This window comes from Escherichia sp. F1 (assembly GCF_046764225.1).
In the GTDB taxonomy this organism is placed as follows: domain Bacteria; phylum Pseudomonadota; class Gammaproteobacteria; order Enterobacterales; family Enterobacteriaceae; genus Escherichia; species Escherichia coli.
On sequence record NZ_CP177202.1, the window covers coordinates 839,177 to 864,668 of the forward strand.

Sequence of the window (25,492 nt, forward strand, 5' to 3'; positions counted from 1 at the left end):
CCAAACAGATTTTCTACCCATTAGTTGGTATGTTAATTGGTTCACTATAGGTATACCTGAATGTGGCAGAACATCATTGAGATTAAATAATAAACAATACAAGAAGATTAATCTTATCTTTATATGAATGGGCTTGTTTTGATATTGTGCGTAATTTTTTGACAATTAAAATTATCAGCAACAATAATTTTGTACAGGTATTAAATCAGGTTGTAAGCGTTAATAATGAATAATACAGAAGACGAATTTAACAATGATGATGAATTAGCACCAATGGTAGATGGATTAAGTGGTGCACTATGCGTTCTGATATTAATATCAACCGTTTTTATGATATCCGGTACTGGTAAAGCATATGAGGAGATGACTGGAGGACTTCTTAAATTTAAGGATTCGACTGTTGATCTTAATGGTAAAGTTATAGTTTTTAATGAAGGGGTATTACTAAATCAGGAACAAAAAGATGCTATTATAGAAAATATTAATAAAACAAAAGGAGATAGTGTCAGTGTTTATAGTTATATGCCTGAGAGAGTGGTAAATAGAAAAAATAAGATGATTTATAATCTATTCTATTTCAAAACAAATATACAAACTAACAAAAGTATCGTGCTGAAAATTGGTGATGAAAAACATTGCCCTACAGATAAGTCTTGTCTTTACTGGGAGATGAATTAAATGTTCTTAGCAGGCACTCTGATATACATCATTGTAATTGCTTCTTACTTCATATTTGATACGGTGCAGAGTACGATCAATGAGTCGATTACATTGGCGCCGGAAATAACTTATGCGATGTTATTTCTGTACGCTGTGCCTTTAGTGATTCATTTGGTGCATGTATTCCTTCGTAAAGCAAAAGTCGAAGACTGGATTGTGCTGGATAAACAAACAAAACTAGCAGCATCTGTATCGGTCTCATTAGGTCTGATAGGTACTTTTCTAGGACTGACATCCATGGTATCTGCAATAGCAGGAGCTCTGGGCGGTGAAGGAGATATGGCCGCACAAATAGCCAAAATGATGTCATCGGTTGCTTCAGCTCTTGCTGCCATGTCATTTGCTTTCCTGACATCGATTATAGGTGTTACTGTATCTGTATTATTACTGCTTAGTCTGAACTTTTGGCAAGCCTATTACACTAAAACAAAAAAAGAAGTAACAGAAAAATATGAATATGCAAGAGAGTTTGAGTTTATATCTTCACGATTAGATACACTAAGTGAATTGAGTATAAACCTTAACAAAAAGCTTATTGTTGTTTCAGATAATAAAGACTCAACTGAACTAGTGCTAAAAGAGTTATGTGATATTAATACTCATTTATGTCAGCTCATTGAAATGAAGAGAACGCTAGTTGAAATTCAAAAAGAAACCATTATTGAATTAAAAGAATCGACTAATGAAATTATTCATGATAACAGCAATAGACAGGATAATCTTATTTCAGAACACATTACGTTCAAAAATGAGTTGTTTTCTTTATTAAGCAATAAAGATAATAATATAAATTCTCAACTGGATGATATCGTTGAGTCAATTAAAAATATGAGGCAAGAAATATCGCTTTCAAATGATATCGCATGTAAGGGTGTACAAAACTTACAGGATGCATCGAAGGAATATTATTCCATAAAAAACAAAATAATGAAAGTAATGGAGCTAATCTATGATAAATAAAACTCTATCTTTTATTGCTTTATTTTTTTTCTCCCTATCCTCTCTTGCTGAAGAAGGCGTAAATTATTTAAGGTTTTATGATGAGTTAAAGAATAATTCGTCAATTATTAAAGTTAAACAATATGAAGTGGAAGCAGAGTACGAAAAAAGTAAACAGACAAAACTCTATTTTCTTCCACAAGTAGATGTTAGTTATACGGCAAAACAAGAAGTCAGCGACTATAAAAATGAATCTAAAATATCTGCTAATTCGACACTATATAGTTCAGATCTTCCCGATAAGTTTGAGCAAGCAGAGAATCAACTATTGATGAGCAAACTGGCTTTGCACCAGGAAGAAGAAAAGCTATATCGTCTGTTGATTGAGAATGTTATTAGCATAAAACTCTATACAGAGCTGCTTCATGAAGCTCAGTCATTAAAAAAACAATCGATAAAAATATATGAGCAGATTAGTACAAACTACGCTTTGGGGCTTGCAAAAGCTAGTGACCAGAACCAAGGCAAGCTACTTATAGATAGGCTTCAAACCGATATAGAAAGTATAGAACGTGAAATTGAACTTTTTAGATCAAATATTGAACAGTACACTGGAGTCACATATCCTGAATCTGGAGTATATATTGATAATAATACTATGAAGAAAATAGAAGAATTTATCCCTGATAATGAAAGAATCAATAACAATACGGATCTCAAAATCCTTCGGAAAAAGGCTATTGTGGCTCGGAGTGAGATAAGCCAGCAAAGTCCTTTTATGAATATCAATATTGTTTCAGAATACAAACAAACAGATAATAAAAAAGAAGATGATTCCTATATAGGATTACAAGCACAATTTAATGTCTTTAATTATAACAACATCTCAAACAAACTGGCAAAAGAAAAGCTATATCTTGCAGCACAGGAAGAAGCTGACAATAAATACAAAGAGCTTACATCCAAACTTAGAACAACTACTTTCACAAGGCGTTCAAATATCGAGGAAATGAAGAGTTTACAGCAGCAGATTGAAACAACAGAGAATATCTTAGATAATCAAATGACAGAGTATGACATTTCTCAGTCTTCGTATTATGAAATGCTCAACACTCGCTATGATTTATTCTCAACAAAGAGAAAGCTAATAGATAAAAGAGTTAATATTTATTTAAACAGCATAGAAATGCTGCAAATTAGCGGCGAATTGATCTAAATGAAACGTATAATAAAAAGTAAGGTATCAATCAGTGTATTTATTCTCACTATCTTATTGATAATGCTCTCTGCATTTAAAATTGACATAGTAACCCCTGGTACAGGGGTTATTTCTGGGTCTTCTGATAAAATTGAAGTTACTAGCCCAAGTTCAGGCCTGATTAATGAGTTTTCTATTAAAAAAGGACAACAAGTTCTTCCCGGAGATGTGCTTTTTTCATATACAAACCTTGATGTTTTCTATAAAGAGAAGTCATTAAGAGACTTACTGGAACTTAATGGTCAGAAGTATAATAATCTGCTTAAAGATCTCGAGCTTTTATCAAAACTTTTACAAGGTAATTTTACAGAAGTTGAATCTATACTTAATAAAACTGACACTAACACCCTCTCCGAACTATCCTCATATCGTTTTTATACGGAGCATAAAGCGCTTGAAATAGAGAAGAGTATTTTCGAGAAAAAAAAAGAAAGCTATCTTAATGAAAAGAATGCACTAAGTATTCAAAAGGATATTCTTAATACTAAAGCTCAATTATTAAATAAATCCCAAGCACCGGCAATTGATAAACTAAACAATCAACTAGAAATATCTAAGTTGACATCACAAATTAACTCTCAAGAAATGTCTTTCCTTTCTTCAGAAAGTGATATAAATAATAAAAACAAAGATTATCTTAGCCGGTTGATAGACAAGATTAATGAAGTAAATAACAGAATCTATGAATTTAGAAAAAATAACAAAGAGCAACATGGTGAGGCTGAACTTCTTAAAAACAAAATTATTGCTAATACTGTTGTATCTCCAGTACAAGGTGTGATTCTCGATGTGGAGAGAAACTTAACCAATAACTCCTATATTGAAACTAACCAAAAGATTCTGACTATAAAAAAGTCTCATAGCATCCGTATTATTGACGCCAAATTTGATGCAAGGTATAGGCCATTTATCTATACATCTGGTAAAGTAAAAATATCTGTTGACTCTCCAGGATTTAAAAAGACCTTATCCGGGAAGATTACAAAAATCAGTGCTGACTCTTTTTTGGATGAAAAAAAAGGTGACAATATAAGATACTATGAGGTTGAAATAACACCAAACGAACAACAAAGTATTACACCGGAATATGAAGGAGTTCAGGTTAGAGTTTTTGCTATTAGCAAAAAAATATCAATACTGAATTATCTTACCGCATTAGTTAATGATAGTTTCACTTTTAATGTATGGTAATAAAATATGTTAGGTTTTGTTTCTGCTCTTTCATCTGCAGTAGCCGTCATGATTTTAATCATGACAACTTTACTTATCAATCTTGGCACAACAATGCTAGCCAGGGAGAAAGCATTGAAAAGTATCCAGATTGATGAGCTATCATCTACGCAACATAACCAAAATGAAATAAAAAAAACACATGAAAATATATTGTTTGGTGGATTATCACTTTCAACTAGCGATTTGAAAAAAATTAAAGAAAGTGGCGTCGCCACATTGATTATCTATTGTCAATATGGTTCAAATCTATCAAAAACAGTAGCGACTAAGATTTCTACGTTAAATTACTTACGTCTTAAGAAATCTCTTGGAGACAAAACAGAAGTTATTTTGCTTTCACCTCCTTATGTTGAAACAACTAACAGTTGCTATGTAGAGATAAAAAATGATTGATGCACTGAAAATTTACTTTGAATATTGTGGTGAAACCCTGTCCGATCTTGACCTCATAGATCCTATTGAGATCAAAGAATGTATTAATAATCATATTGATAATAAGTTATTCGAATATCAGTATGTTAATAAAATATTCGATAACTCCAATGAGTTATTTATTTTTAATTCCATTGAAGATAAATATATTGTTGTAAAAAAAGAAATTCATGGTTATTATGATTTAACAAATAAAAGAACGCTAGAAACTGAAGTTTTCTATGGCAAGGAAATTTTTCTTTTTAAGAAAAAGCCTTTGATTACAGATGACGTTGATCTGTTTAATAAATTTATTAGCATGACACCTCGGGTGGGTCTTTGGTCTCTCCCTCTGGTACTGTTCGCTTTATTGAGCCCTTTTTACTCAAATATTTTTAACTCAAGACTTGTATACAGTGATTCGGCATTGTCGTTTTTCTTCATTTCATTGATATTTGTCTTTTTGATGATTCTTGAAATGACAATCAAATCGTCTATTTACGAAAAAACAACAGAAAAGATCATGCAGAATAATATATTGTGTAATCTCTACTGGCTTGATTTTTTGAAATATTCAAGATGTCGTTCCTTTTCTATTAAAATTAGAGCGATTGATCACGCCCTGAATTATATATGGGAGTCGTTCTCTATTATTATTACAGATTTTAGCCTGTCATTACTTTATTTTACCACTTTAGCATTCTTGTTAGGAAAGTATGTATTTATTATTTTTATATATTATCTTGTGGTATCAGTCTTGTTGATCTATACTAGATTTAAAACATATAAAAGAAATCTTTTGCTAAATGCTACTACATACGAAAAATTAGGAGTTAATATTTCTCTTGAAGCAAATAGAGATGATTTACCATTCATTCCGGAATATGGACTTAAAAGTCATTTGTCTGATAGGTTCCATCATGATGAAATGAATAGGATTACCATGCAAAGAGAGAATCATCACTGGTCTGAAGTAATCAGAACTAATTCTTTTATATCAATGGTTGTATTGTATGCTACATGTTATTTTTCCATTCAGTATGGGGAGATGCAATATAGTATTATCATTGCGTTAATGATAATTAACTCGAGGCTTTCAGCGGCACTTATCGGTGTTACGAACAGAATTTATATGGCTAAAATTCAGATCTACCATCTAAAAGAAAACTTACACCTTCTTTTTCAGAACCGTGTAAATTATATCACTTGCGGTGTGCATCTGGATAGAATTAACTCGTTTGATATTCATAATCTGACAGTCAGTGCAGGCTCTTCAGTTTTGTTAGCAAACTTTAGCAAAACATTAACTCGTGGAGATTGCCTCGGGATAAATGGCCCCTCTGGTTGCGGCAAAACCACATTTATTAAGACCCTGTTAGGGCTTCTCCCAATGTCTGCAGGAGAAATAAAAGTTAACAACATCCACCTTACTGAACTTGATCAGTTATTTATACAAAATAAATTTACATATCACTCGAGTGACAGTAGGTTTATACGGGGCTCTTTGATAGATAATTTTAAAATGAGAGGGGTTGATGATAATGAACTTATTATTAGTATAATCAGAAAGTGTTGTCCCAAACTGATTATAAGCAAAGAAAATCTTTCTGATAAAGATGCTGAAGATCTTTTACTTTCAAATGGTGAAAAACAAAAAATCTTACTGGAAATGGCTTTGAGTAAGAAACCAGACATCATATTCTTGGACGAGTCTACTTCATATTTACCTTCTAATGAGGCATTTAATGTAATAAATGATATAAAAAGACGATTCCCTGAGGCTATTTTGATTATATCAACACATGATTCATCATTATTAACATTGTGTAACCACACTATTACATTAGGAAAAAAAAGTATAATGTCAGGTGATTTACCTGGAAGGAAAGTTATTAATGTTTCAATGTAAAATATGTGAACAATTCTCTGATATTTTTATTACTTTATCTTGTAGGTGATATGAATTTATCTACTATTGTATTGAATGAGCCCGTTGCATATTGAACTAGATCTAGATTAGCTACATGTCTGACAAATATTTTTATGTTGAGTTAAGAGAACTCTTTACAAAAGTTATTGAAATGAAGGTATCCCAAGATAGTTGTGGACAACCAAACTTACGTTTCCTTCTTTATGAAGCTAGGCAGGCCGTGATCGAAGCAACTCTTATCTTTACGAATGGCAACCAGAGCAAAGCTGCAACTCTCCTTGGCTTAAACAGAATGACGATTGCCAGAGTAATAAAGAAGACAAATAAACTAACTTTATAGAGTTTCTATAGTTTGCTCATAATTTTTCGTAGTTAATTTATCTTAACAGAAGACAACTATCATGATGAAACTTATAAAATTAATACATGACAATAATATTCCAATAAATTATCATTCATGTGTTGATGCTTCAGAGTTTTATCTTTTATTTAACAATAACTGCACAGTAACTATATCTTACGGTAACAAAAAATTCTCTCTGCCTCCTCCCTGTATGATTGCTTTATGTTGCCGGGAAAAGATTAATATTCATATAGACTCACATGGCAAGAAGAGTATGCTTTGGTGTCTCAGGGTACCTAAACGATTTGTACCGGAACTAAACGCAAAAGTCTATTTAGACAAACATAACGCGAAATTGTATAATAACATGGTTATACTTAGAGCATCAATACTTCCCGGTTTTTTTGAAATATTCATGAGCCTTATTGCATTTTCTCCGCCTCAAGATAAAGAAAATGAATCACAAGAATACTCTTATATGATTATGTATATTTTAATGTGGTTTTCTCGCTCGTTTGATAAAGAACCGTCATATCGGAAAATTTCTGTTTCCGGGAAAGTATATAATCTTATTATAAATGACTTAAGTCTCCACTGGACTCTACGGAAAGTGGCTGACCAACTATTTATGAGTGAATCAACATTAAAGCGAAAGTTAAAAAATGAGGGAGCATCTTTTTCAAAGATCTACAATGATGCAAGGATGATTCATGCAAAAAGGCTTTTAGAGAATAATCCGTCAGGATTGAAAATAAAAAAAATTGCACAAATGTGTGGTTTCAGAAATGAATCATATTTTATCTCCTGTTTCAAAACAACCTTTGGCTTAACTCCTGCGGCTTACACTCGAATTGCAGGAATAACATAGTAAATCCACAAAATCTTTTAAATAACAGTTCGCAGATACTGTATAGTTCCTTATCCAGAAACTGTAACTATGTTTTGTCTATAATTATTTTTAATGTTATATTAAACATATCAAAATCAGGCAATTATACAAATCTATGTACTAGCGTTGAATGGCGGCACCTTCCTGAAACACAGGCACTGTTTACAATTTATTGATAATACTCTGACTAAAAATGAATTACTATAATTTTCCATGTTATGTAAGATGTTATATAAAAGAGCATAGAATAACAGCTCATATATGGGTGTATCCGCCACTGACAGAAACGGAGTGTGAGGTACTTGAATTATTAGTAAAAGGCTATTCAGTCACCAAAATATCAGAGTTCAGATTTCGTAGTGTTAAAACTGTTTCATTACAGAAGCACCAGATTTACAAAAAACTGGGAATTCGTAATGATACTACGTTCTGGTTGGATCTCTCGTTATCCTCGAGTGTAAAAATGAGACTTATCGATAAAGAGGGAAAAATCAACACTATCATAAAGTGAATAATACATCAAACAACATACATTATAATTTCATGCTAAACATTTAATAAGATAAAATAAGATTATGTCTTAGATAAGTGCTGATAAATATTTCTTACTGGTATAGACTTGGACATTGTCCCGCGGTCACGTTCAGAGACCGCGTTTTTTTTACAAAAAGAAAATGCAGAGCAAGTGATATTTACATCACTTTTATATATCAGATATTCATCTGCTGATGATAAGGTTAGACAGAGAAGTTATGATACGGGGGACAGGTAGTGTGAAATGTGAGATTTTATCAACAGACAGTCTTATGCACGCACTCAGTAATGATGAATTTGAACCGTATCTTCAGCCGGTGGTTTCTGCATCAGACTTTACCATATCTGGTGCTGAGCTGTTGGTTCGTTGGCACATGCCGACGGGAGAAATTATTTCACCAGCATTTTTCATGAATAGGGTGGAATCTGCCGGTCTGTTATTACCCCTGACGGAAAAAATACTGAACCGTGCGGTGGCCGGACTTTCGGAGGTTAAAGCCATGCTGCCGCGTGGTTTCCGGCTTGCCGTGAACGTGACACCGGCTCTGCTGGCTGAGCGTGAGTTCACTCAGATGTGTCTGGCGCTGGCAGGGCATGACAGCATACATCTGGTTCTGGAGCTGACGGAGCAGCAGCCGTTTAACATGGACAGACAGACTGAACAGAAACTGGGGCGGCTGATTGATGCCGGTGTTGAATTTGCCCTAGATGATTTCGGAACCGGATGTTCCGTATTATCGTACCTGAAGCACTTCCCGGTCAGTTATATAAAAATGGACAAAAGCTTCACACAGGACATTCTGAATGAAAAAACATCCCGGCATATTGTGGAAAGCGTTGTCGGGCTGGCAGGAAAGCTGGGTATTGATACGGTGGCAGAAGGTGTGGAAACACAGGCGCAGGTGAACTGTCTGTGTTCTCTGGGAGTGGATTATCTACAAGGGTTTTATTTCGGCAGACCGGAAAAGGTGGATACATTTTGTTGTGAATATAAATAACGCCAGCTGTATAATTAGTAAGTTACTCTTGAAAAATAAAATTAAACATATTTAAGTAAATTCACTTTATTTTGTGATACCCGGACACTCTGGTGTCGCATTTTTCAGACTCCGGCAGTGTTTTTCTTCTGTAACCGGTTCACCAGAATCGTATTGATATGTGTGATTCATAGACATCGTTTCACTATAATGCCTAACTATGAGAAGGAAAATTCAGCAGCGGCTACAGTGGGTAAAACTCTATGAAACGTCCGGTGATGCGGGGTTCGTATGCCGTCGCTGTGGCATTTCTCGTCCCACATTGCGTAAATGGTGGCGCAGATATCTGGCTCAGGGCATCGCTGGTCTGGAAAGCCACAGCCGTCGCCCTAAGCGTTCGCCATCAACGAAAACCGGCACTTGCGAAGTCGCTCTGATTCTGGAGTTACGTTCCCAGCGAAATCTGGGTGCAAGACGGATTCAAAGCGAGTTAAAACGACTTCATACAATCTCACTTGTAATGGCAACTATCCACAAAGTTCTTTGCCAGAATCAGGTTAAACCTGTTATTAAATTCTGGCGTAAAGCTGATTTCATTCGCTACGAACGCCCGTAAGCGGCTCATCAGAACCGTATTGATATTTACTGAGAGGTCAGATCAACTTTCCAGGGCAACAGATCGCGTACCCGGTTTGCCGGCCAGTCTTGGATATGCTCAATAACGTAACGCAGCCATTTTTCTGGCTCTACATTGTTCAGACGGCAGGTGCCGATCAGCGAGTACAACACCGCCGCATGTTCGCCACCGCTGTCGGAACCCGCGAAGGGCCAGTTTTTCCGGCCTACGGCCACTCCCCGTAAGGCGTTCTCTGCGATGTTGTTGTCGATTTCCACCCAGCCATTACTGCAGTACACGTTCAGTCTGTCCCACAGTTTCAGCAGGTATGCGAACGCTTTTGCCGTATCCGAGTGACGCGACAGTGTTTTCATCTGAGTCTGTATCCAGTCATACAGTGACTGCATCAGTGGCGCAGCTCTGGCTTTTCTTGCTGCCAGACGCTGTTCTGCTGAACATCCCCGGACTTCTGCCCCGATGACATACAGTTCACCGATACGCTGCAGGGCTTCCGTTATTCTGCCGGATTCGTATAACCCCCGGTAACCACCGTAAGCATCGGCCTGAAGCACACCGCTGTAACCGGCCAGATGATTTTGTGGATGGATACCTTTTCGGTCCGGTGAGTACGCGAACCAGACCGCCGGGGGCATCTGTGAACCGGCATTACGGTCATCACGGACGTAGACCCACAGCCGGGCAGTCCTTGTTTTACCACTGCCCGGCTCCTGGACCGGAACGGGGATATCATCCGCATCCCCTACGGGGACAAAATCTGGTTGTCCATCTGGGTGATGCGCGTCTTATGCTTCTTAATCAGCTGAGGTTCGAAGGTGTTTTCACGGTCACGTGGCGTCTTCAGTTCTATCTCGCCGTCATCGCACAATACCGTTTTTGACGAGTAGCCATTGAGGGTATTTGAGCCTGTTTTGGGCGCATTTTTCTTATACCCGATATAGTCAGTTAGTTCCGCATTAAGCGCTGTTTCGACAGTTAATTTCGTCAGCATACGGGAAAACTGATTGAGGTCGGCCTCGGTTTTGAGGCCTTTAGCCAGTTCAGCCGCAAGGGTTTTAAACTTATTTTCGTCCATAATTTGCCTGTCTTCTTTGTTGGAGTGAACATATCAAAAACAGGCAATTACATAATTTTAATTACAGTCTCGGTTTAAATGAGCCGGTTACGTTAATTCTACAATCTTACTATTATCAATTAAATTAAAACCGTTCTCGGGCATATCCAAGTGTTCATGTAATTCAGCAACGAGCAGTTCAAGAATAGTATTGTATACCAGAACCCGCTCTTTAACATTAGCAGGCGTTGCCTGTCTTTTACAAAAATGGCATTGCTCTGGCTTAACGTCACCAGAAAGAGGCATTCCGAAAAAGTCGGTGGAAACCTAAAGAAACTCTGCCAGTGCATTCCTCACATCATCAGCGGGTGTTCGAACCTCACTTTCGTACTGATGTATACTTTGTCGGGTTACACAAACAGCATCACCAAGCTCTTGCAGAGTATACCCTTTAACAACCGCGCTAGCCGTAGCCGCTCGCCATAAAATTCTATAGCCATAATTTACTAACCATTACTTGAGCCACCATTCTCGGCCTTTTTATCTTTCCTTTTCAAAGAGATTGTTGCTTTCTGAGTTTTGACTAGCTCAGGCAATTCGGTATCAATGGGGCTGAAAGCAGGAACTCTTTTATCCAGCGGAATTTCCCAGCATGAAATCTGCATGCCTTCTAAAACGCCAGTAAAGGTTACACGCTCAACATAGCGGAAATCATCAACTTCATCAGGCAACAAACTCATCTGACTCAGCGCTTCTGCGCAAGGTATCAGCCTGCGCTCTTCCGGACGAGTAGGGCTCCCCGGTACAAACGGACTGGCACGGAATCAATAGAAAAGGTAAATTTCCCATCGTCTTTCGCTATGCCAGGCTAGGGCCATTCTTTGTATTGAGTTGCAGCACGAATTCTTCTCGTTCGGCTATATTCATAGACCTTCAGCCCAGTTGAGCGAGCAGAATCACTAGGCTCTTCATTATGTAAATCAATCACATCATCCCTGAAATTTCGAATTAGGGATGCAAGTTGTTTTAGTCGCTCTATTTGTAAAGTTGGGGTTAGCTCCCTTGGGGGCTTCTTAATTATTCCCAAAGAAAAATAGTCATTCAAAGTACCCCGGGCATATTGCCCGGGAATTATTACTATTTTAATGGATTGTTAATCATTGCATACTCAAACGGGCTGATGCATTGTTCACTGTTCGCATCCAGAAAATCTGCCCACCACTGTAGCATCAGTCGGCGTTCTTCCAAATGTTCTGCTTTATGGATATACGCAGCACGTACACCATTACGCTCCTGATGACTCATCTGACGTTCAACCGCATCACGCGACCATAAACCTGATTCTATTAACGCACTACATGCCATCGCCCTGAACCCATGCCCACAGACATCCTGGGTTGTATCATACCCCATCACCCTCAGGGCTTTATTTACAGTATTTTCACTGATTGGTTTACGCGGGTCATGTGTACCCGTAAATATCACACCATTTTCACCAGCCCATGTCTGAAGTTCTGTCAATATGGCTACAGCCTGTTTGCTGAGAGGAACAAGATGCGGTGTTCGCATCTTGGAGCCCCGGTGCGAGAATTTTACGCCCGGGAGTGGTTCACGCTCGGCAGGAATAGTCCACATGGCATTGTCAATATCAATTTCAGACCAGCGGGCGTATCTGAGTTCACTGGAACGAATAAAAACCAGTAAATTCAGCATAACTGCCAGTCGGGTGACAGGCTGGCCTTTATAGCCGTCAATACGCGACAGAAGTTCAGGCAGGCGTGAAAGATCCAGAGCAGGGCGATGCTTGCGTTTTACTGTGGTCAATGCACCAGCCATATCCAGGGCCGGGTTATATCTGATGATGCCAGACTGTACGGCATAACGCATTACAGCAGATATTCTTTGCTGCAGACGACTGGCGATTTCATAAATTTGTTTAGCTTCTGCAGCACGAACAGGGATAAGCAGGTCCGGGGTATTGAGTGTTGTGATATCCCGATTGCCGATAAAGGGGAATACGTGTGTCTCGAGGCTTTTGAGTACTTTATCGCTGTGTGATTGTGCCCATTGTTTATTACTGGTATGCCAGCGTCGTGCAATATGTTCAAAAGAGAGTTGTAAATCAGGGACTACTTTTTTAGCTCTTTTCTGTTCGCAAGGGTCAACCCCCTCCGAAATCAGTTTTCGGGCCTTATCCCGTTTTGTACGAGCTTCGGAGAGAGAAACTTCTGGATACACACCAAGTGCCAGAGTCTTCTCCTTACCCAGAATACGATAACGGAGACGCCAGTAACGGGAACCATTAGGATGAACAAGCAGGAACATGCCAGCCCCGTCAGTGAGTTTATAAGCCTTGTCAGTGGGCTTTGCAGCCCGGATTTTTGCGTCAGTCAGTGCCATAGTACAGCCTTCTGAATGCGTTAAAGAGGGTACAAATTCTGTCGAACTGGGGTATACCCGCAATTATACCCACACAATGGGGTTGATGTGGGGGGAATCTGGTTGAGTTCGGTAGAATTGATTTATAGATAGAACGCTTAAATCGTGGCGTTCTGAAACGAAAAACGGACCTCCGTGGAGGTCCGTTGATATGAATTTGGTGCCCGGACTCGGAATCGAACCAAGGACACGGGGATTTTCAATCCCCTGCTCTACCGACTGAGCTATCCGGGCAACGGGGCGCATTAAACCTGATTCGCCTCGTCTCGTCAATCAAATTTCTTCAATTTACTGCAGACTGCACAATCTATCATCACTTTGCCGCTATTGCACGCATTGTCAGGCAAACCAGGCGGTCCAGGCGGCGGAAAGCGGCATTGCCAGAAGGAGTGCTGGAAGCATGTTGACCACCGGGAACATTTTAATGCCACAGATGCGTAATCCGGTTGCCAGCAGCAATAAACCGCCTACGGCGCTGAAGTCTGCCATCATCGACGGTGTGGTCAGCGGTAATATCAGCGCGGCAGCCCACGCCAGCGTTAACTGGATGATCAGTAATGGGATACTAATTACCGACACCGCAATACCCAACGAGCAGGCGAAGATCATCGCCGTAAAGAAATCGAGAAATGACTTGGCGATTAAAATACTCGGATCGCCGGTCATCCCTTCGTTCATCGCCCCGAAGATCCCGGTGCCGCTGGCGCAAAACAGGACAATAATCGCGACATAATTCTGAATAAAAGATTCATGCGCTGGCTTCTTACGTGAGTGGCGAAACAGATTTTGTGCTTTGGTGACCGCGGTATTGACGCCTTTTTCCAGCAGACAAATTTCGCCGATTAATGCACCGAGTAAGGTTGCTAAAACCATCGCCGGAAGGTTGGCGCATTTCACCACCAGTAAAATACCAATCCCCAGCGATGCCAGACCAAAAATTGATGTCATGGAGACGCGGATACGTTCCGGTAAGCGTTGGCTAAGGAGTGCACCGAGAACGCCACCCAGTAATACTGCACTTGCGTTGATAAAAGGACCGATGACCACAAGAGTTCCTGTTAGCTGCATTGTCTGATTTTCTTATTATGACCGTTTGGCACCTTCGATGGCTTGTTTGTTCGCAAAGTCCTGGCTTGCACGCTCTGGTGAAAGGTGCCATGATTGCGCGAATTTTCTCCTCTCTGTACGGAGTTTGCCCGATGCACGCCACCTCCTTACATTCTCTCGCTTATCGCCGTTTCGCGCGAAACTCCTCCCCTTTTCTGCTCATGCGGTGAAGTTAACGCACGCTCACTGCAGGACAACAGTAAAATCAGAGCGTTTCTGCTTTTACTGATGTCTGGCGGTCGGAGCTGGTGACCAGTTTGACCCATATCTCGTGGGGCAGGGTTTTTCACCTTGTCCGGTATTCTTACTTCCCCGAAACGGGTTTTGCGCTTATGAAATCAATGAATATTGCCGCCAGTAGTGAACTGGTATCCCGACTTTCTACTCATCGCCGCGTGGTGGCGTTGGGAGATACTGATTTTACGGACGTCGCGGCAGTCGTCATTACCGCTGCGGATAGCCGCAGTGGCATTCTTGCGTTGCTTAAGCGCACCGGTTTTCATCTACCGGTGTTTTTGTATTCCGAACATGTTGTTGAATTACCTGCGGGCGTTACGGCGGTAATCAACGGCAACGAGCAGCAGTGGCTGGAGCTGGAATCCGCAGCCTGTCAGTATGAAGAGAATTTGCTGCCACCGTTTTATGACACGCTGACGCAGTACGTTGAGATGGGCAACAGCACCTTTGCTTGCCCTGGACATCAACATGGTGCGTTCTTTAAAAAGCATCCTGCCGGACGCCATTTTTACGATTTCTTTGGTGAGAACATCTTTCGCGCCGATATGTGTAACGCTGACGTAAAATTGGGCGATCTGCTTATTCATGAAGGATCGGCGAAAGATGCGCAGAAATTCGCAGCCAAAGTCTTTCATGCCGATAAAACCTATTTTGTCCTGAACGGCACATCGGCAGCGAATAAAGTGGTGACGAATGCGCTGTTAACGCGTGGCGATCTGGTGCTCTTCGACCGTAACAACCATAAGTCGAATCATCACGGCGCGCTGATTCAGGCGGGGGCGACGCCGGTCTATCTGGAAGCTTCACGTAACCCGTTTGGTTTCATTGGCGGTATTGATGCGCACTGTTTTAATGAAGAGTATCTGCGCCAGCAAATTCGCGACGTTGCGCCAGAAAAAGCGGAGTTGCCGCGCCCGTTTCGCCTGGCGATTATTCAGCTGGGAACCTATGACGGCACTGTCTATAACGCCCGCCAGGTGATCGATACCGTTGGGCATCTGTGTGATTACATTCTGTTTGATTCCGCGTGGGTCGGTTACGAACAGTTTATCCCGATGATGGCGGATAGCTCGCCGCTGCTGTTAGAACTTAACGAAAACGATCCGGGGATCTTTGTGACCCAGTCAGTGCACAAACAGCAGGCGGGATTCTCACAGACGTCGCAGATCCATAAAAAAGATAACCATATCCGCGGACAGGCGCGTTTTTGCCCGCATAAGCGGTTGAATAATGCCTTTATGCTCCATGCTTCTACCAGCCCGTTCTATCCGCTGTTTGCTGCACTGGACGTTAACGCCAAAATTCATGAAGGGGAGAGTGGGCGTCGGCTGTGGGCGGAGTGTGTTGAGATAGGGATTGAAGCGCGCAAGGCTATTCTTGCGCACTGTAAGCTGTTCCGCCCGTTTATCCCGCCCGTTGTTGATGGCAAATTGTGGCAGGATTATCCGACATCAGTGTTAGCCAGTGACCGTCGTTTTTTCAGTTTTGAGCCGGGGGCGAAGTGGCACGGCTTTGAAGGATATGCCGCGGATCAGTATTTTGTTGATCCGTGCAAGCTGTTACTCACTACACCAGGTATTAATGCCGAAACTGGCGAATATAGCGACTTTGGCGTTCCGGCGACGATTCTGGCGCACTATCTGCGTGAGAACGGCATTGTGCCGGAGAAGTGCGATCTCAACTCCATTCTGTTCTTATTAACTCCGGCGGAAAGCCACGAGAAGCTGGCGCAACTGGTGGCGATGCTGGCGCAGTTTGAACAGCATATTGAGGATGACTCGCCGCTGGCTGAGGTGTTGCCGAGCGTTTATAACAAATATCCGGTGCGCTATCGCGACTACACCCTGCGCCAGTTGTGTCAGGAGATGCACGATCTGTATGTCAGTTTCGACGTCAAAGACCTACAAAAAGCGATGTTCCGCCAGCAGAGTTTCCCGTCAGTGGTGATGAACCCCCAGGATGCGCATAGCGCTTATATTCGCGGTGAAGTGGAGTTGGTGCGGATTCGTGATGCCGAAGGGCGAATTGCGGCAGAAGGGGCGTTGCCTTATCCACCAGGCGTGCTTTGCGTGGTACCCGGAGAAGTCTGGGGTGGGGCGGTTCAACGTTATTTCCTTGCGCTGGAAGAAGGGGTGAATTTGTTGCCGGGATTTTCGCCGGAGCTGCAAGGTGTCTATAGCGAAACCGATGCAGATGGCATGAAACGGTTGTACGGGTATGTGTTGAAGTAAGAAAAAAACGGGTCACCTTCTGGCGACCCGTTTTTCTTTGCGTAATTAGTGGCTAACCGTCTGTGTGCCTGTCGGGACACGAACGTGTTTATATTTGAACATCGCCATGAACGCGAAGGCCAGAACCACGGAGTAACCTGCGAAAATCAGCCATACGGTCTGCCAGTCGGTAATGCCGTTTTGGGTGTACATCTCAACCACTTTACCGCTCACGATGCCGCCGAGGATACAGCCGAAGCCGTTAGTCATCATCAGGAACATCCCCTGCGCACTGGCGCGAATTGCCGGGCTAACTTCTTTTTCGACAAACACCGAACCAGAGATGTTGAAGAAGTCGAATGCGCAACCGTAAACGATCATCGACAGTACCAGCAGTACAGTACCGAACGGAGTCGGGTCGCCGTAAGCAAACAGCGCAAAACGCAGGATCCACGCCACAATACTGATCATCATTACGTTCTTAATACCGTAGCGGCTTAAGAAGAACGGGATAGTCAGAATGAACAGGGTTTCAGAAATCTGCGAAATCGACATGATGATTGACGCATGCTGCACAATAAAGCTGCTGGCAAACATCGGATCTTTGTCGAAGCTGTGCAGGAAGGTGTTACCGAACATGTTGGTAATCTGCAGTTCCGCGCCCAGCAGCATTGAGAAGATGAAGAAGATTGCCATACGCTTGTTTTTAAACAGCGCGAATGCATCGAGGCCCAGCAGGGTTGTCCAGCTCTGATTCGCTTGCTGTTTAGCAACCGGAATGTGCGGCAGAGTCAGGGTAAACAGAACCAGAATGGCGGAAAGTGCTGCGCCAATATACAGCTGCATGTGGCTTAATTCGAAGCCAGACAGGCTCACCACCCACATTGCCATGATAAAGCCGATGGTGCCCCAGATACGGATTGGCGGGAAGTCAGTAACGATATCCATCCCGGCATTTTGCAGGCGATAGTAAGAGATGGTGTTGATTAACCCAAGCGTTGGCATATAAGCAAACGAGTTAATCAATATCACAAGGAACATCGCTTCCGGCGTCGTGACCTGTGCCGCCATGAACAGCGTGATAGCGCCAATGGTGTGGCAAATGGCATATACCCATTTCGCACTTAACCATTTGTCGGCCACAATCCCCAGCAGCGCAGGCATAAAGACCGCGGCGATACCCAGTGAACTATAAACTGCGCCAATAGAAGCACCGTCAAACTTCAGGGTAACAAACATATAGGAGCCGAGGGTCGTCAGCCAACTTCCCCACAGACAGAACTGCAGAAAAGAGAGGATTTTCAGCTGCAGCTTAAGATTCATGTTAATTTCCTCACATCGTGATGCGGATGAGTGTTTGAAAAAGCACATTTGACCGTGCGAGATGATGGGATTCTATCAACTTCGCGGACTGGTTTTTTGTTACCTGTGGCAAATAATTGCAAACATTCCCAATTTGCAAAACGAAATTGTGATGTGGATAACATTTTTACCCCTGAGCATCGTCAGGGGCGGTTAGTGGAATTATCGGCGGCGGTAGGATTTTTGCGCGGTATTCACTTTATAAAGATAACGGCGAGATTCCGCAGAGGGATGGCGGGTCGTCAGCGTTTGATAAACATCGCCCGGCGTCATGGTGTTAATAATATTGGCCGCCTGAATCTTGTCATTCGAAAAGACTCGCAGCACGCTGCCTGCGCCGCCGTTATAGGCGGTGATGACGGCATAACGCCGGGATGTAGGGTTATCAATTCCGCCGAGATAAACGTTGTTCAGCATCGCGAGATACGCGGTGCCGGTATCAATATTGCTGGCAGGATCAAACAAGAAACTGCGGCTCGGCGTGCCGGATTTTCCCTGCGAGCGGAACACATCTTTCCCGGCAGTATGTTGTACCACTTGCATTAACCCCAGCGCATCGGAACGGCTGACCGCATACGGGTTAAAGGAAGATTCAGTCTGCATAATTGCCAGAATCAGCGACTCATCAATGCCATATTTCCGTGACGCCTGGCGGACCATGCCGAGATATTTGTGCGCACGTTTATCAAGGTGGTTCGGCACCATGTTAATGGTGACGCTGTAGATGATACGCAGCCCGTTACTGCGGCTCTTCAGACGGTTTTTCAGCAGATAATCCGCGAAGTTGCTCGCGCGACCTTCCCAGCGAATCGGCTGCCCGGTGTTGTCCACCACCTGACCGTAAAGGAAAGGTTCTTTCGAAATCGTAATATCATCAACGTCGGAATAGAGATCGACCGAACCCGGATCGTCACCCATCAGCAACGTTTTAATAATTGCCCGACGCAGATGCGCGGCAGGTTCTGTCCCGGCGATGGTTTCGATAGTGATCGTACCGTCATCGAAGTTGATGTGGCTGCGGGTCTGATATTGATCGGTGTATTTCACGTAGTCCTTAGGACCGGCGATCACTACCTCTTTGAATCCCCAGATGTTCTCAATATTGTGGGCAAATTGCCCCATCAGAATATCAAAACCGTTGGTATCTTTGACCCAGGCTTCGTTATAGGTATCGCCTTTTTTGGTCGTCGAACAGGAGATGAGCAACGGCGCAATCAAAGCCAGCGCGAGATATTTTTTCATCATTCCGGGTGCGTGTTGTGTTTGTTTTATGCAAGTTGCCGGAGGCGTGCTCCGGCACTGTTTTTATTTTTTATCTTCCGGCGTATAGCCCTCGATATGCACCTCTTTACCCTCGAACAGGAAGTTGACCATCTCCTGTTCCAGCAGCTTGCGGTGCTCGGCATTCATCATGTTGAGTTTCTTTTCATTAATCAGCATGGTTTGTTTGTGCTGCCACTGCGCCCAGGCTTCTTTGGAGATCTCGTTATAGATGCGTTTTCCCAGTTCGCCGGGGTACAGCTGAAAATCCTGACCTTCTGCTTCACGTTGCAGGAAAGTACAAAAAATCGTTCTGCTCATAAATCATCCTCTTTATCGACTCACGCGCTAAACCGGCGCGCCAGTGCGTAACTGCTGTAACAAACGCTCCACGGGAGCCGCCAGGCCAACTGACGGCGGTTGCGCTAAGTTATACCAGAGCGCATTGCCTTCATCCATGCAGCCGGTGAATGACGACACGGGAAGCCACATAGGCACAATATCTAAGTGGAAATGGCTGAAGGTATGCCGAAACGCGGTCAGCTGCGTCAGGTTATCGGCAGAAATCTGTCGTTGCGCCAGCCACTGCCGCAAACTTTCTTCATCGGCAAACTGCGGGAAACAGTATAAACCGCCCCACAATCCGCTCGGCGGACGCTGCGCCAGCAATACTTCATCTTCGTGCTGTAACAGCAAAAAGTAGCCGGTGCGCTCTGGCAGCGTCTGTTTCGGTTTTTTGCCCGGATAAAGCGACCAGCTATTGTTGGCGGCGGCAATACATCCGTTTTGTAGCGGACAGAGCGAACATTTCGGCTTAGAGCGCGTACAAATCATCGCGCCCAAATCCATCATCGCCTGATTAAACCGTTCCACGCCAACCGCGGGCGTCACCTGCTCGCTCAAACTCCATAGTTTATTCTCGACCTCTTTTTTCCCAGGCCAGCCGCTTACAGCATAGCAGCGCGCCAGCACCCGTTTGACGTTACCGTCGAGAATCGGAAAGTGCTTACCCAGAGAAAGCGAGAGAATCGCGCCTGCGGTGGAACGCCCGACGCCCGGTAACGCCGCGACTTCTTCAAAGGTTTCCGGGAATTTACCACCGTGTAAGGTCGCCACTTGTTGTGCCGCCTTATGCAGATTGCGCGCGCGGGCGTAATAGCCAAGCCCGGTCCACAAGTGGAGAACTTCGTCGAGCGGCGCATTGGCGAGATCGGTCACCGTCGGGAAGCGCGCCATAAAGCGTTCAAAATAGGGGATAACGGTCGCAACCTGAGTTTGTTGCAACATCACTTCTGAGAGCCATACTTTGTAGGGCGTCTTGTCAATTTGCCAGGGCAGCGTTTTCCGCCCGTATTTATCGTACCAGTCCAGAGCCTGGGCTGAAAATTGCGACGCTTGCATGGTCACCGAATTCACTGTTGTTGGGGGCAAGATTGCAGCACAGCGACGGCAGGGTGTAAACCGGAACTTTCCGCAGCCACGGCCTTATCATGCTTGCATCCGGCAACTAACTTTGGATAATGCCCGTTTTCAGAACACTTTCACAAGCGACTAAATCTTTATGAAAAACGACGTCATCTCACCGGAATTTGATGAAAACGGCCGCCCGCTGCGCCGTATCCGTAGTTTTGTGCGCCGCCAGGGGCGACTGACCAAAGGCCAGGAACATGCGCTGGAAAACTACTGGCCGGTGATGGGCGTTGAGTTCAGCGAAGATATGCTGGATTTCCCTGCGCTTTTTGGCCGTGAAGCGCCGGTGACGCTTGAGATTGGTTTTGGCATGGGGGCGTCGCTGGTGGCAATGGCTAAAGATCGCCCCGAGCAGGACTTCCTCGGCATTGAAGTGCATTCACCGGGCGTTGGTGCGTGCCTGGCTTCTGCGCATGAAGAGGGCTTAAGCAACCTGCGCGTGATGTGTCACGATGCGGTTGAAGTGCTGCATAAAATGATTCCTGACAATTCATTGCGCATGGTACAGCTCTTTTTCCCTGACCCGTGGCACAAAGCGCGCCATAATAAACGCCGTATCGTTCAGGTGCCGTTTGCCGAGCTGGTAAAAAGCAAACTGCAGCTGGGGGGCGTATTCCATATGGCGACCGACTGGGAACCTTATGCGGAACATATGCTTGAAGTGATGTCTTCTATTGACGGTTATAAAAACCTGTCAGAGAGCAATGATTACGTACCGCGTCCGGCATCACGTCCGGTGACGAAATTTGAACAACGTGGTCATCGTCTTGGTCACGGAGTATGGGACTTAATGTTCGAGAGGGTGAAATAATGGCAAAGAACCGTAGCCGTCGTCTGCGTAAAAAAATGCACATCGACGAATTCCAGGAATTAGGATTTTCGGTGGCATGGCGATTCCCGGAAGGTATATCGGAAGAACAGATTGATAAAACCGTTGATGACTTTATTAACGAGGTTATCGAACCGAACAAACTGGCCTTTGACGGCAGCGGTTATCTGGCCTGGGAAGGTCTGATCTGCATGCAGGAAATCGGCAAATGCACCGAAGAACATCAGGCGATTGTGCGTAAGTGGCTGGAAGAGCGCAAACTGGGCGAGGTACGCACCAGCGAACTTTTCGACGTTTGGTGGGACTAAGAAAGCATACGGGCGATGACAAAGTTAAAAAAAGCGCTCGGATAGTCCCCTCGCCCCTCCGGGGAGAGGGTTAGGGTGAGGGGAACAGACCAGCACTGGCGCGATTATTTACCCTCACTCCGACCCTCTCCCTAAAAGGGCGAGGGGGAAAACCGTGCCCCTTTTGACTTTTAAGCCAGTTTGTTATCAATCTGGGGCCAGCAAATGCTGGCCTGATTTGTTCTTGAGGGAAGACTATGATGCGCAAAATGCTGCTGGCGGCAGCACTTTCAGTGACGGCGATGACCGCTCACGCCGACTACCAGTGCAGCGTCACGCCGCGTGACGATGTGATTGTCAGCCCGCAAACCGTGCAGGTGAAGGGCGAAAACGGCAATCTGGTGATCACGCCAGACGGCAACGTGATGTATAACGGTAAGCAATATTCCCTGAATGCCGCCCAGCGCGAGCAGGCGAAGGATTATCAGGCTGAACTGCGTAGCACCCTGCCGTGGATTGATGAAGGCGCGAAAAGCCGCGTCGAAAAAGCCCGTATTGCGCTGGATAAAATTATCGTTCAGGAGATGGGCGAAAGCAGCAAAATGCGCAGCCGTCTGACCAAACTTGATGCGCAGCTGAAAGAGCAGATGAACCGCATTATCGAAACGCGCAGCGATGGCCTGACGTTCCACTATAAAGCCATTGATCAGGTTCGCGCCGAAGGCCAGCAATTAGTGAATCAGGCAATGGGCGGAATTTTACAGGACAGCATTAATGAAATGGGCGCGAAAGCGGTGCTGAAAAGCGGCGGTAACCCATTACAGAATGTGCTGGGAAGCCTGGGCGGTCTGCAATCCTCAATCCAAACCGAATGGAAAAAGCAGGAAAAAGATTTCCAGCAGTTTGGCAAAGATGTTTGTAGCCGCGTTGTGACTCTGGAAGATAGTCGCAAAGCCCTGGTCGGGAATTTAAAATAATCCTCTATTTTAAGACGGCATAATACTTTTTTATGCCGTTTAATTCTTCGTTTTGTTACCTGCCTCTAACTTTGTAGATCTCCAAAATATATTCACGTTGTAAATTGTTTAACGTCAAATTTCCCATACAAAGCTAAGGGATAATGCGTAGCGTTCACGTAACTGGAGGAATGAAATGGAGTTTTTCAAAAAGACGGCACTTGCCGCACTGGTTATGGGTTTTAGTGGTGCAGCATTGGCATTACCCAATATCACCATTTTAGCAACCGGCGGGACCATTGCCGGTGGTGGTGACTCCGCAACCAAATCTAACTACACAGCGGGTAAAGTTGGCGTAGAAAATCTGGTTAATGCGGTGCCGCAACTGAAGGACATTGCGAACGTTAAAGGCGAGCAGGTAGTGAATATCGGCTCCCAGGACATGAACGATAATGTCTGGCTGACACTGGCGAAAAAAATTAACACCGACTGCGATAAAACCGACGGCTTCGTCATTACCCACGGTACCGACACGATGGAAGAAACCGCTTACTTCCTCGACCTGACGGTGAAATGCGACAAACCGGTGGTGATGGTCGGCGCAATGCGCCCGTCCACGTCCATGAGCGCAGACGGTCCATTCAACCTGTATAACGCGGTAGTGACCGCAGCTGATAAGGCCTCAGCTAATCGTGGCGTGCTGGTGGTGATGAACGACACCGTACTGGACGGTCGCGATGTCACCAAAACCAACACCACCGACGTAGCGACCTTCAAGTCTGTTAACTACGGTCCTCTGGGTTACATTCACAACGGTAAGATTGACTACCAACGTACCCCGGCACGTAAGCACACCAGCGACACGCCGTTCGATGTCTCTAAGCTGAATGAACTGCCGAAAGTCGGCATTGTTTATAACTACGCTAACGCATCCGATCTTCCGGCTAAAGCACTGGTAGATGCGGGCTATGATGGCATTGTTAGCGCTGGTGTGGGTAACGGCAACCTGTATAAAACCGTATTTGACACTCTGGCGACCGCCGCGAAAAACGGCACTGCAGTCGTGCGTTCTTCCCGCGTACCGACGGGCGCTACCACTCAGGATGCTGAAGTGGATGATGCGAAATACGGCTTCGTCGCCTCCGGCACGCTGAACCCGCAAAAAGCGCGCGTTCTGCTGCAGCTGGCTCTGACGCAAACCAAAGATCCGCAGCAGATCCAGCAGATCTTCAATCAGTACTAATCACCTCGCCCCGGTATCGTGCCGGGGCTTTTTCACTTCAGACTTACGTCCATTGCCAATTTTTATTACCCTAATGATAATCACGCGGAATAAATTATTCCGCGTGAGGGTTTTCGGGTGAAAAAGCAATGGATTGTTGGCACGGCGCTGCTTATGTTGATGACTGGTAATGCCTGGGCAGATGGCGAACCGCCAACTGAAAATATCTTAAAAGATCAATTCAAAAAGCAGTATCACGGCATTCTCAAGCTTGATGCCATCAGCTTAAAAAATCTTGATGCTAAGGGTAATCAGGCCACCTGGTCAGCGGAAGGCGATGTCTCTTCCAGTGACGATCTCTATACCTGGGTCGGTCAGTTGGCAGATTACGAACTGCTCGAACAGACCTGGACGAAAGATAAACCGGTAAAATTCTCGGCGATGTTAACCAGTAAAGGAACGCCCGCGTCTGGCTGGTCGGTGAACTTTTACTCTTTTCAGGCGGCAGCCAGCGATCGTGGACGGGTGGTCGACGATATCAAAACGAATAATAAATATCTGATCGTGAATAGCGAAGATTTCAATTATCGCTTTAGTCAGCTTGAATCAGCGTTGAATAACCAGAAGAACTCGATTCCTGCGCTGGAAAAGGAAGTGAAAGCGCTTGATAAGCAAATGGTGGCGGCGCAGAAAGCAGCGGATGCATATTGGGGAAAAGATGCAAACGGTAAGCAAATGACCCGCGAAGACGCCTTTAAAAAAATTCACCAACAGCGTGATGAGTTTAATAAACAGAATGATAGCGAGGCGTTCGCGGTTAAATATGACAAAGAGGTTTATCAACCGGCGATTGCGGCATGTCATAAACAGAGTGCAGAGTGTTATGAAGTGCCGATTCAGCAGAAGCGAGATTTCGATATCAACGAACAACGGCGACAGACTTTTCTGCAATCACAAAAACTTAGCCGTAAATTGCAGGATGACTGGATAACGCTCGAAAAAGGGCAATATCCTTTAACGATGAAAGTTTCAGAAATAAACAGTAAAAAAGTCGCGATTTTGATGAAAATTGACGATATCAACCAGGCTAATGAACGCTGGAAAAAAGATACCGAACAACTGCGGCGCAATGGGGTGATTAAGTAACTCATGTTAAGTACCTTTGCCGGATAATATAAAAAGTTATCCGGC

The 25,492-nt window shown here is 43.9% G+C and carries 25 protein-coding genes, 1 tRNA gene and 3 pseudogenes; 18 read left to right on the top strand and 11 right to left on the bottom strand.

Annotation, left to right across the window (positions count from 1 at the left end):
* Positions 1 to 225: 225 nt before the first annotated feature.
* The 11 genes and pseudogenes from ACK8NJ_RS03975 to ACK8NJ_RS04025 form a co-directional block, all read left to right on the top strand.
* Complete coding sequence (locus ACK8NJ_RS03975; protein WP_063103365.1) at positions 226 to 678, top strand: hypothetical protein; 453 nt, start codon at positions 226 to 228, stop codon at positions 676 to 678.
* Complete coding sequence (locus ACK8NJ_RS03980; protein WP_063103364.1) at positions 679 to 1,680, top strand: hypothetical protein; 1,002 nt, start codon at positions 679 to 681, stop codon at positions 1,678 to 1,680.
* Positions 1,670 to 2,875, top strand: a complete 1,206-nt coding sequence (locus tag ACK8NJ_RS03985) for a TolC family protein (RefSeq protein ID WP_063103363.1) — start codon at positions 1,670 to 1,672, stop codon at positions 2,873 to 2,875. The genes ACK8NJ_RS03980 and ACK8NJ_RS03985 overlap by 11 nt, the downstream gene beginning before the upstream one ends.
* On the top strand, positions 2,876 to 4,108 hold the full coding sequence (locus ACK8NJ_RS03990; RefSeq protein WP_063103362.1) for an HlyD family efflux transporter periplasmic adaptor subunit: 1,233 nt from the start codon (positions 2,876 to 2,878) through the stop codon (positions 4,106 to 4,108).
* A 6-nt stretch (positions 4,109 to 4,114) separates the two neighbouring features.
* Positions 4,115 to 4,543, top strand: coding sequence for a hypothetical protein (locus ACK8NJ_RS03995; protein ID WP_063103361.1), 429 nt, complete (start codon positions 4,115 to 4,117; stop codon positions 4,541 to 4,543).
* Positions 4,536 to 6,470, top strand: coding sequence for an ATP-binding cassette domain-containing protein (locus tag ACK8NJ_RS04000; protein ID WP_063103360.1), 1,935 nt, complete (start codon positions 4,536 to 4,538; stop codon positions 6,468 to 6,470). The genes ACK8NJ_RS03995 and ACK8NJ_RS04000 overlap by 8 nt, the downstream gene beginning before the upstream one ends.
* Positions 6,471 to 6,585: 115 nt before the next feature.
* Positions 6,586 to 6,831: a helix-turn-helix domain-containing protein gene (locus tag ACK8NJ_RS04005; protein ID WP_063103359.1), complete on the top strand. Its 246-nt coding sequence runs from the start codon at positions 6,586 to 6,588 to the stop codon at positions 6,829 to 6,831.
* Positions 6,832 to 6,892: 61 nt separating this feature from the next.
* Positions 6,893 to 7,702, top strand: coding sequence for a helix-turn-helix domain-containing protein (locus tag ACK8NJ_RS04010; RefSeq protein WP_063103358.1), 810 nt, complete (start codon positions 6,893 to 6,895; stop codon positions 7,700 to 7,702).
* A gap of 214 nt (positions 7,703 to 7,916) precedes the next feature.
* On the top strand, positions 7,917 to 8,234 hold the full coding sequence (locus tag ACK8NJ_RS04015; RefSeq protein ID WP_074154347.1) for a helix-turn-helix domain-containing protein: 318 nt from the start codon (positions 7,917 to 7,919) through the stop codon (positions 8,232 to 8,234).
* 295 nt (positions 8,235 to 8,529) lie between these two features.
* The gene (locus ACK8NJ_RS04020) at positions 8,530 to 9,255 is read left to right on the top strand and encodes an EAL domain-containing protein (protein WP_077881399.1); all 726 of its coding nucleotides are present in this window, start codon (positions 8,530 to 8,532) and stop codon (positions 9,253 to 9,255) included.
* Between the two features lie 199 nt (positions 9,256 to 9,454).
* A pseudogene (locus ACK8NJ_RS04025) lies at positions 9,455 to 9,847 on the top strand (helix-turn-helix domain-containing protein); the annotation flags it as partial.
* A 29-nt stretch (positions 9,848 to 9,876) separates the two neighbouring features.
* On the opposite strand, the pseudogene tnpC reads toward ACK8NJ_RS04025, so the two are convergent.
* The 7 genes and pseudogenes from tnpC to ACK8NJ_RS04060 form a co-directional block, all read right to left on the bottom strand.
* Positions 9,877 to 10,605 (bottom strand): annotated as a pseudogene (gene tnpC / locus ACK8NJ_RS04030) (IS66 family transposase); the annotation flags it as partial.
* Positions 10,606 to 10,616: 11 nt separating this feature from the next.
* Positions 10,617 to 10,943 (bottom strand): annotated as a pseudogene (locus ACK8NJ_RS04035) (transposase); the annotation flags it as partial.
* 306 nt (positions 10,944 to 11,249) lie between these two features.
* On the bottom strand, positions 11,250 to 11,411 hold the full coding sequence (locus ACK8NJ_RS04040; RefSeq protein ID WP_411962507.1) for a helix-turn-helix domain-containing protein: 162 nt from the start codon (positions 11,409 to 11,411) through the stop codon (positions 11,250 to 11,252).
* Positions 11,412 to 11,428: 17 nt separating this feature from the next.
* The gene (locus ACK8NJ_RS04045; RefSeq protein WP_063103356.1) at positions 11,429 to 11,662 is read right to left on the bottom strand and encodes a hypothetical protein; all 234 of its coding nucleotides are present in this window, start codon (positions 11,660 to 11,662) and stop codon (positions 11,429 to 11,431) included.
* A 397-nt stretch (positions 11,663 to 12,059) separates the two neighbouring features.
* The gene (locus tag ACK8NJ_RS04050; RefSeq protein ID WP_063103355.1) at positions 12,060 to 13,322 is read right to left on the bottom strand and encodes a tyrosine-type recombinase/integrase; all 1,263 of its coding nucleotides are present in this window, start codon (positions 13,320 to 13,322) and stop codon (positions 12,060 to 12,062) included.
* Positions 13,323 to 13,519: 197 nt separating this feature from the next.
* Positions 13,520 to 13,595: transfer RNA gene (locus tag ACK8NJ_RS04055), tRNA-Phe, on the bottom strand.
* A 105-nt stretch (positions 13,596 to 13,700) separates the two neighbouring features.
* Positions 13,701 to 14,408, bottom strand: coding sequence for a DUF554 domain-containing protein (locus tag ACK8NJ_RS04060; protein ID WP_000234526.1), 708 nt, complete (start codon positions 14,406 to 14,408; stop codon positions 13,701 to 13,703).
* A gap of 152 nt (positions 14,409 to 14,560) precedes the next feature.
* On the opposite strand from ACK8NJ_RS04060, the gene ACK8NJ_RS04065 reads away from it, so the two are divergent.
* Positions 14,561 to 14,638 (top strand): hypothetical protein, encoded by a 78-nt coding sequence (locus ACK8NJ_RS04065; protein WP_369758763.1) that lies wholly within the window; start codon positions 14,561 to 14,563, stop codon positions 14,636 to 14,638.
* 162 nt (positions 14,639 to 14,800) lie between these two features.
* Positions 14,801 to 16,936, top strand: a complete 2,136-nt coding sequence (gene speC / locus ACK8NJ_RS04070; protein ID WP_063085741.1) for an ornithine decarboxylase — start codon at positions 14,801 to 14,803, stop codon at positions 16,934 to 16,936.
* 45 nt (positions 16,937 to 16,981) lie between these two features.
* Here the strand turns inward: speC and nupG are convergent, their stop codons facing one another.
* From nupG to mutY, 4 genes are all read right to left on the bottom strand, one after another.
* Positions 16,982 to 18,238, bottom strand: coding sequence for a nucleoside permease NupG (nupG, locus tag ACK8NJ_RS04075; RefSeq protein ID WP_001049791.1), 1,257 nt, complete (start codon positions 18,236 to 18,238; stop codon positions 16,982 to 16,984).
* A gap of 201 nt (positions 18,239 to 18,439) precedes the next feature.
* Entirely contained in the window at positions 18,440 to 19,519 is a 1,080-nt protein-coding gene (gene mltC, locus ACK8NJ_RS04080; RefSeq protein WP_096932291.1) for a membrane-bound lytic murein transglycosylase MltC, read from the bottom strand.
* A 63-nt stretch (positions 19,520 to 19,582) separates the two neighbouring features.
* Complete coding sequence (locus ACK8NJ_RS04085; RefSeq protein WP_000091700.1) at positions 19,583 to 19,858, bottom strand: oxidative damage protection protein; 276 nt, start codon at positions 19,856 to 19,858, stop codon at positions 19,583 to 19,585.
* A gap of 27 nt (positions 19,859 to 19,885) precedes the next feature.
* Positions 19,886 to 20,938 (bottom strand): A/G-specific adenine glycosylase, encoded by a 1,053-nt coding sequence (gene mutY / locus ACK8NJ_RS04090; RefSeq protein ID WP_409023781.1) that lies wholly within the window; start codon positions 20,936 to 20,938, stop codon positions 19,886 to 19,888.
* 160 nt (positions 20,939 to 21,098) lie between these two features.
* Between mutY and trmB the strand changes: the two genes are divergently transcribed.
* From trmB to ACK8NJ_RS04115, 5 genes are all read left to right on the top strand, one after another.
* Entirely contained in the window at positions 21,099 to 21,818 is a 720-nt protein-coding gene (gene trmB, locus ACK8NJ_RS04095; RefSeq protein ID WP_000786911.1) for a tRNA (guanosine(46)-N7)-methyltransferase TrmB, read from the top strand.
* Positions 21,818 to 22,144, top strand: coding sequence for a YggL family protein (locus ACK8NJ_RS04100; protein WP_106906625.1), 327 nt, complete (start codon positions 21,818 to 21,820; stop codon positions 22,142 to 22,144). Before trmB ends, ACK8NJ_RS04100 begins: the two co-directional genes overlap by 1 nt.
* A 236-nt stretch (positions 22,145 to 22,380) precedes the next feature.
* A complete protein-coding gene (locus tag ACK8NJ_RS04105; protein ID WP_000984796.1) occupies positions 22,381 to 23,100 on the top strand; it encodes a DUF2884 domain-containing protein in 720 nt (239 codons plus the stop codon).
* 175 nt (positions 23,101 to 23,275) lie between these two features.
* Complete coding sequence (ansB, locus tag ACK8NJ_RS04110) at positions 23,276 to 24,322, top strand: L-asparaginase 2 (protein WP_000394132.1); 1,047 nt, start codon at positions 23,276 to 23,278, stop codon at positions 24,320 to 24,322.
* A 117-nt stretch (positions 24,323 to 24,439) separates the two neighbouring features.
* Positions 24,440 to 25,447, top strand: coding sequence for a DUF1202 family protein (locus ACK8NJ_RS04115; protein WP_137489239.1), 1,008 nt, complete (start codon positions 24,440 to 24,442; stop codon positions 25,445 to 25,447).
* The last annotated feature ends 45 nt before the right edge of the window (positions 25,448 to 25,492 follow it).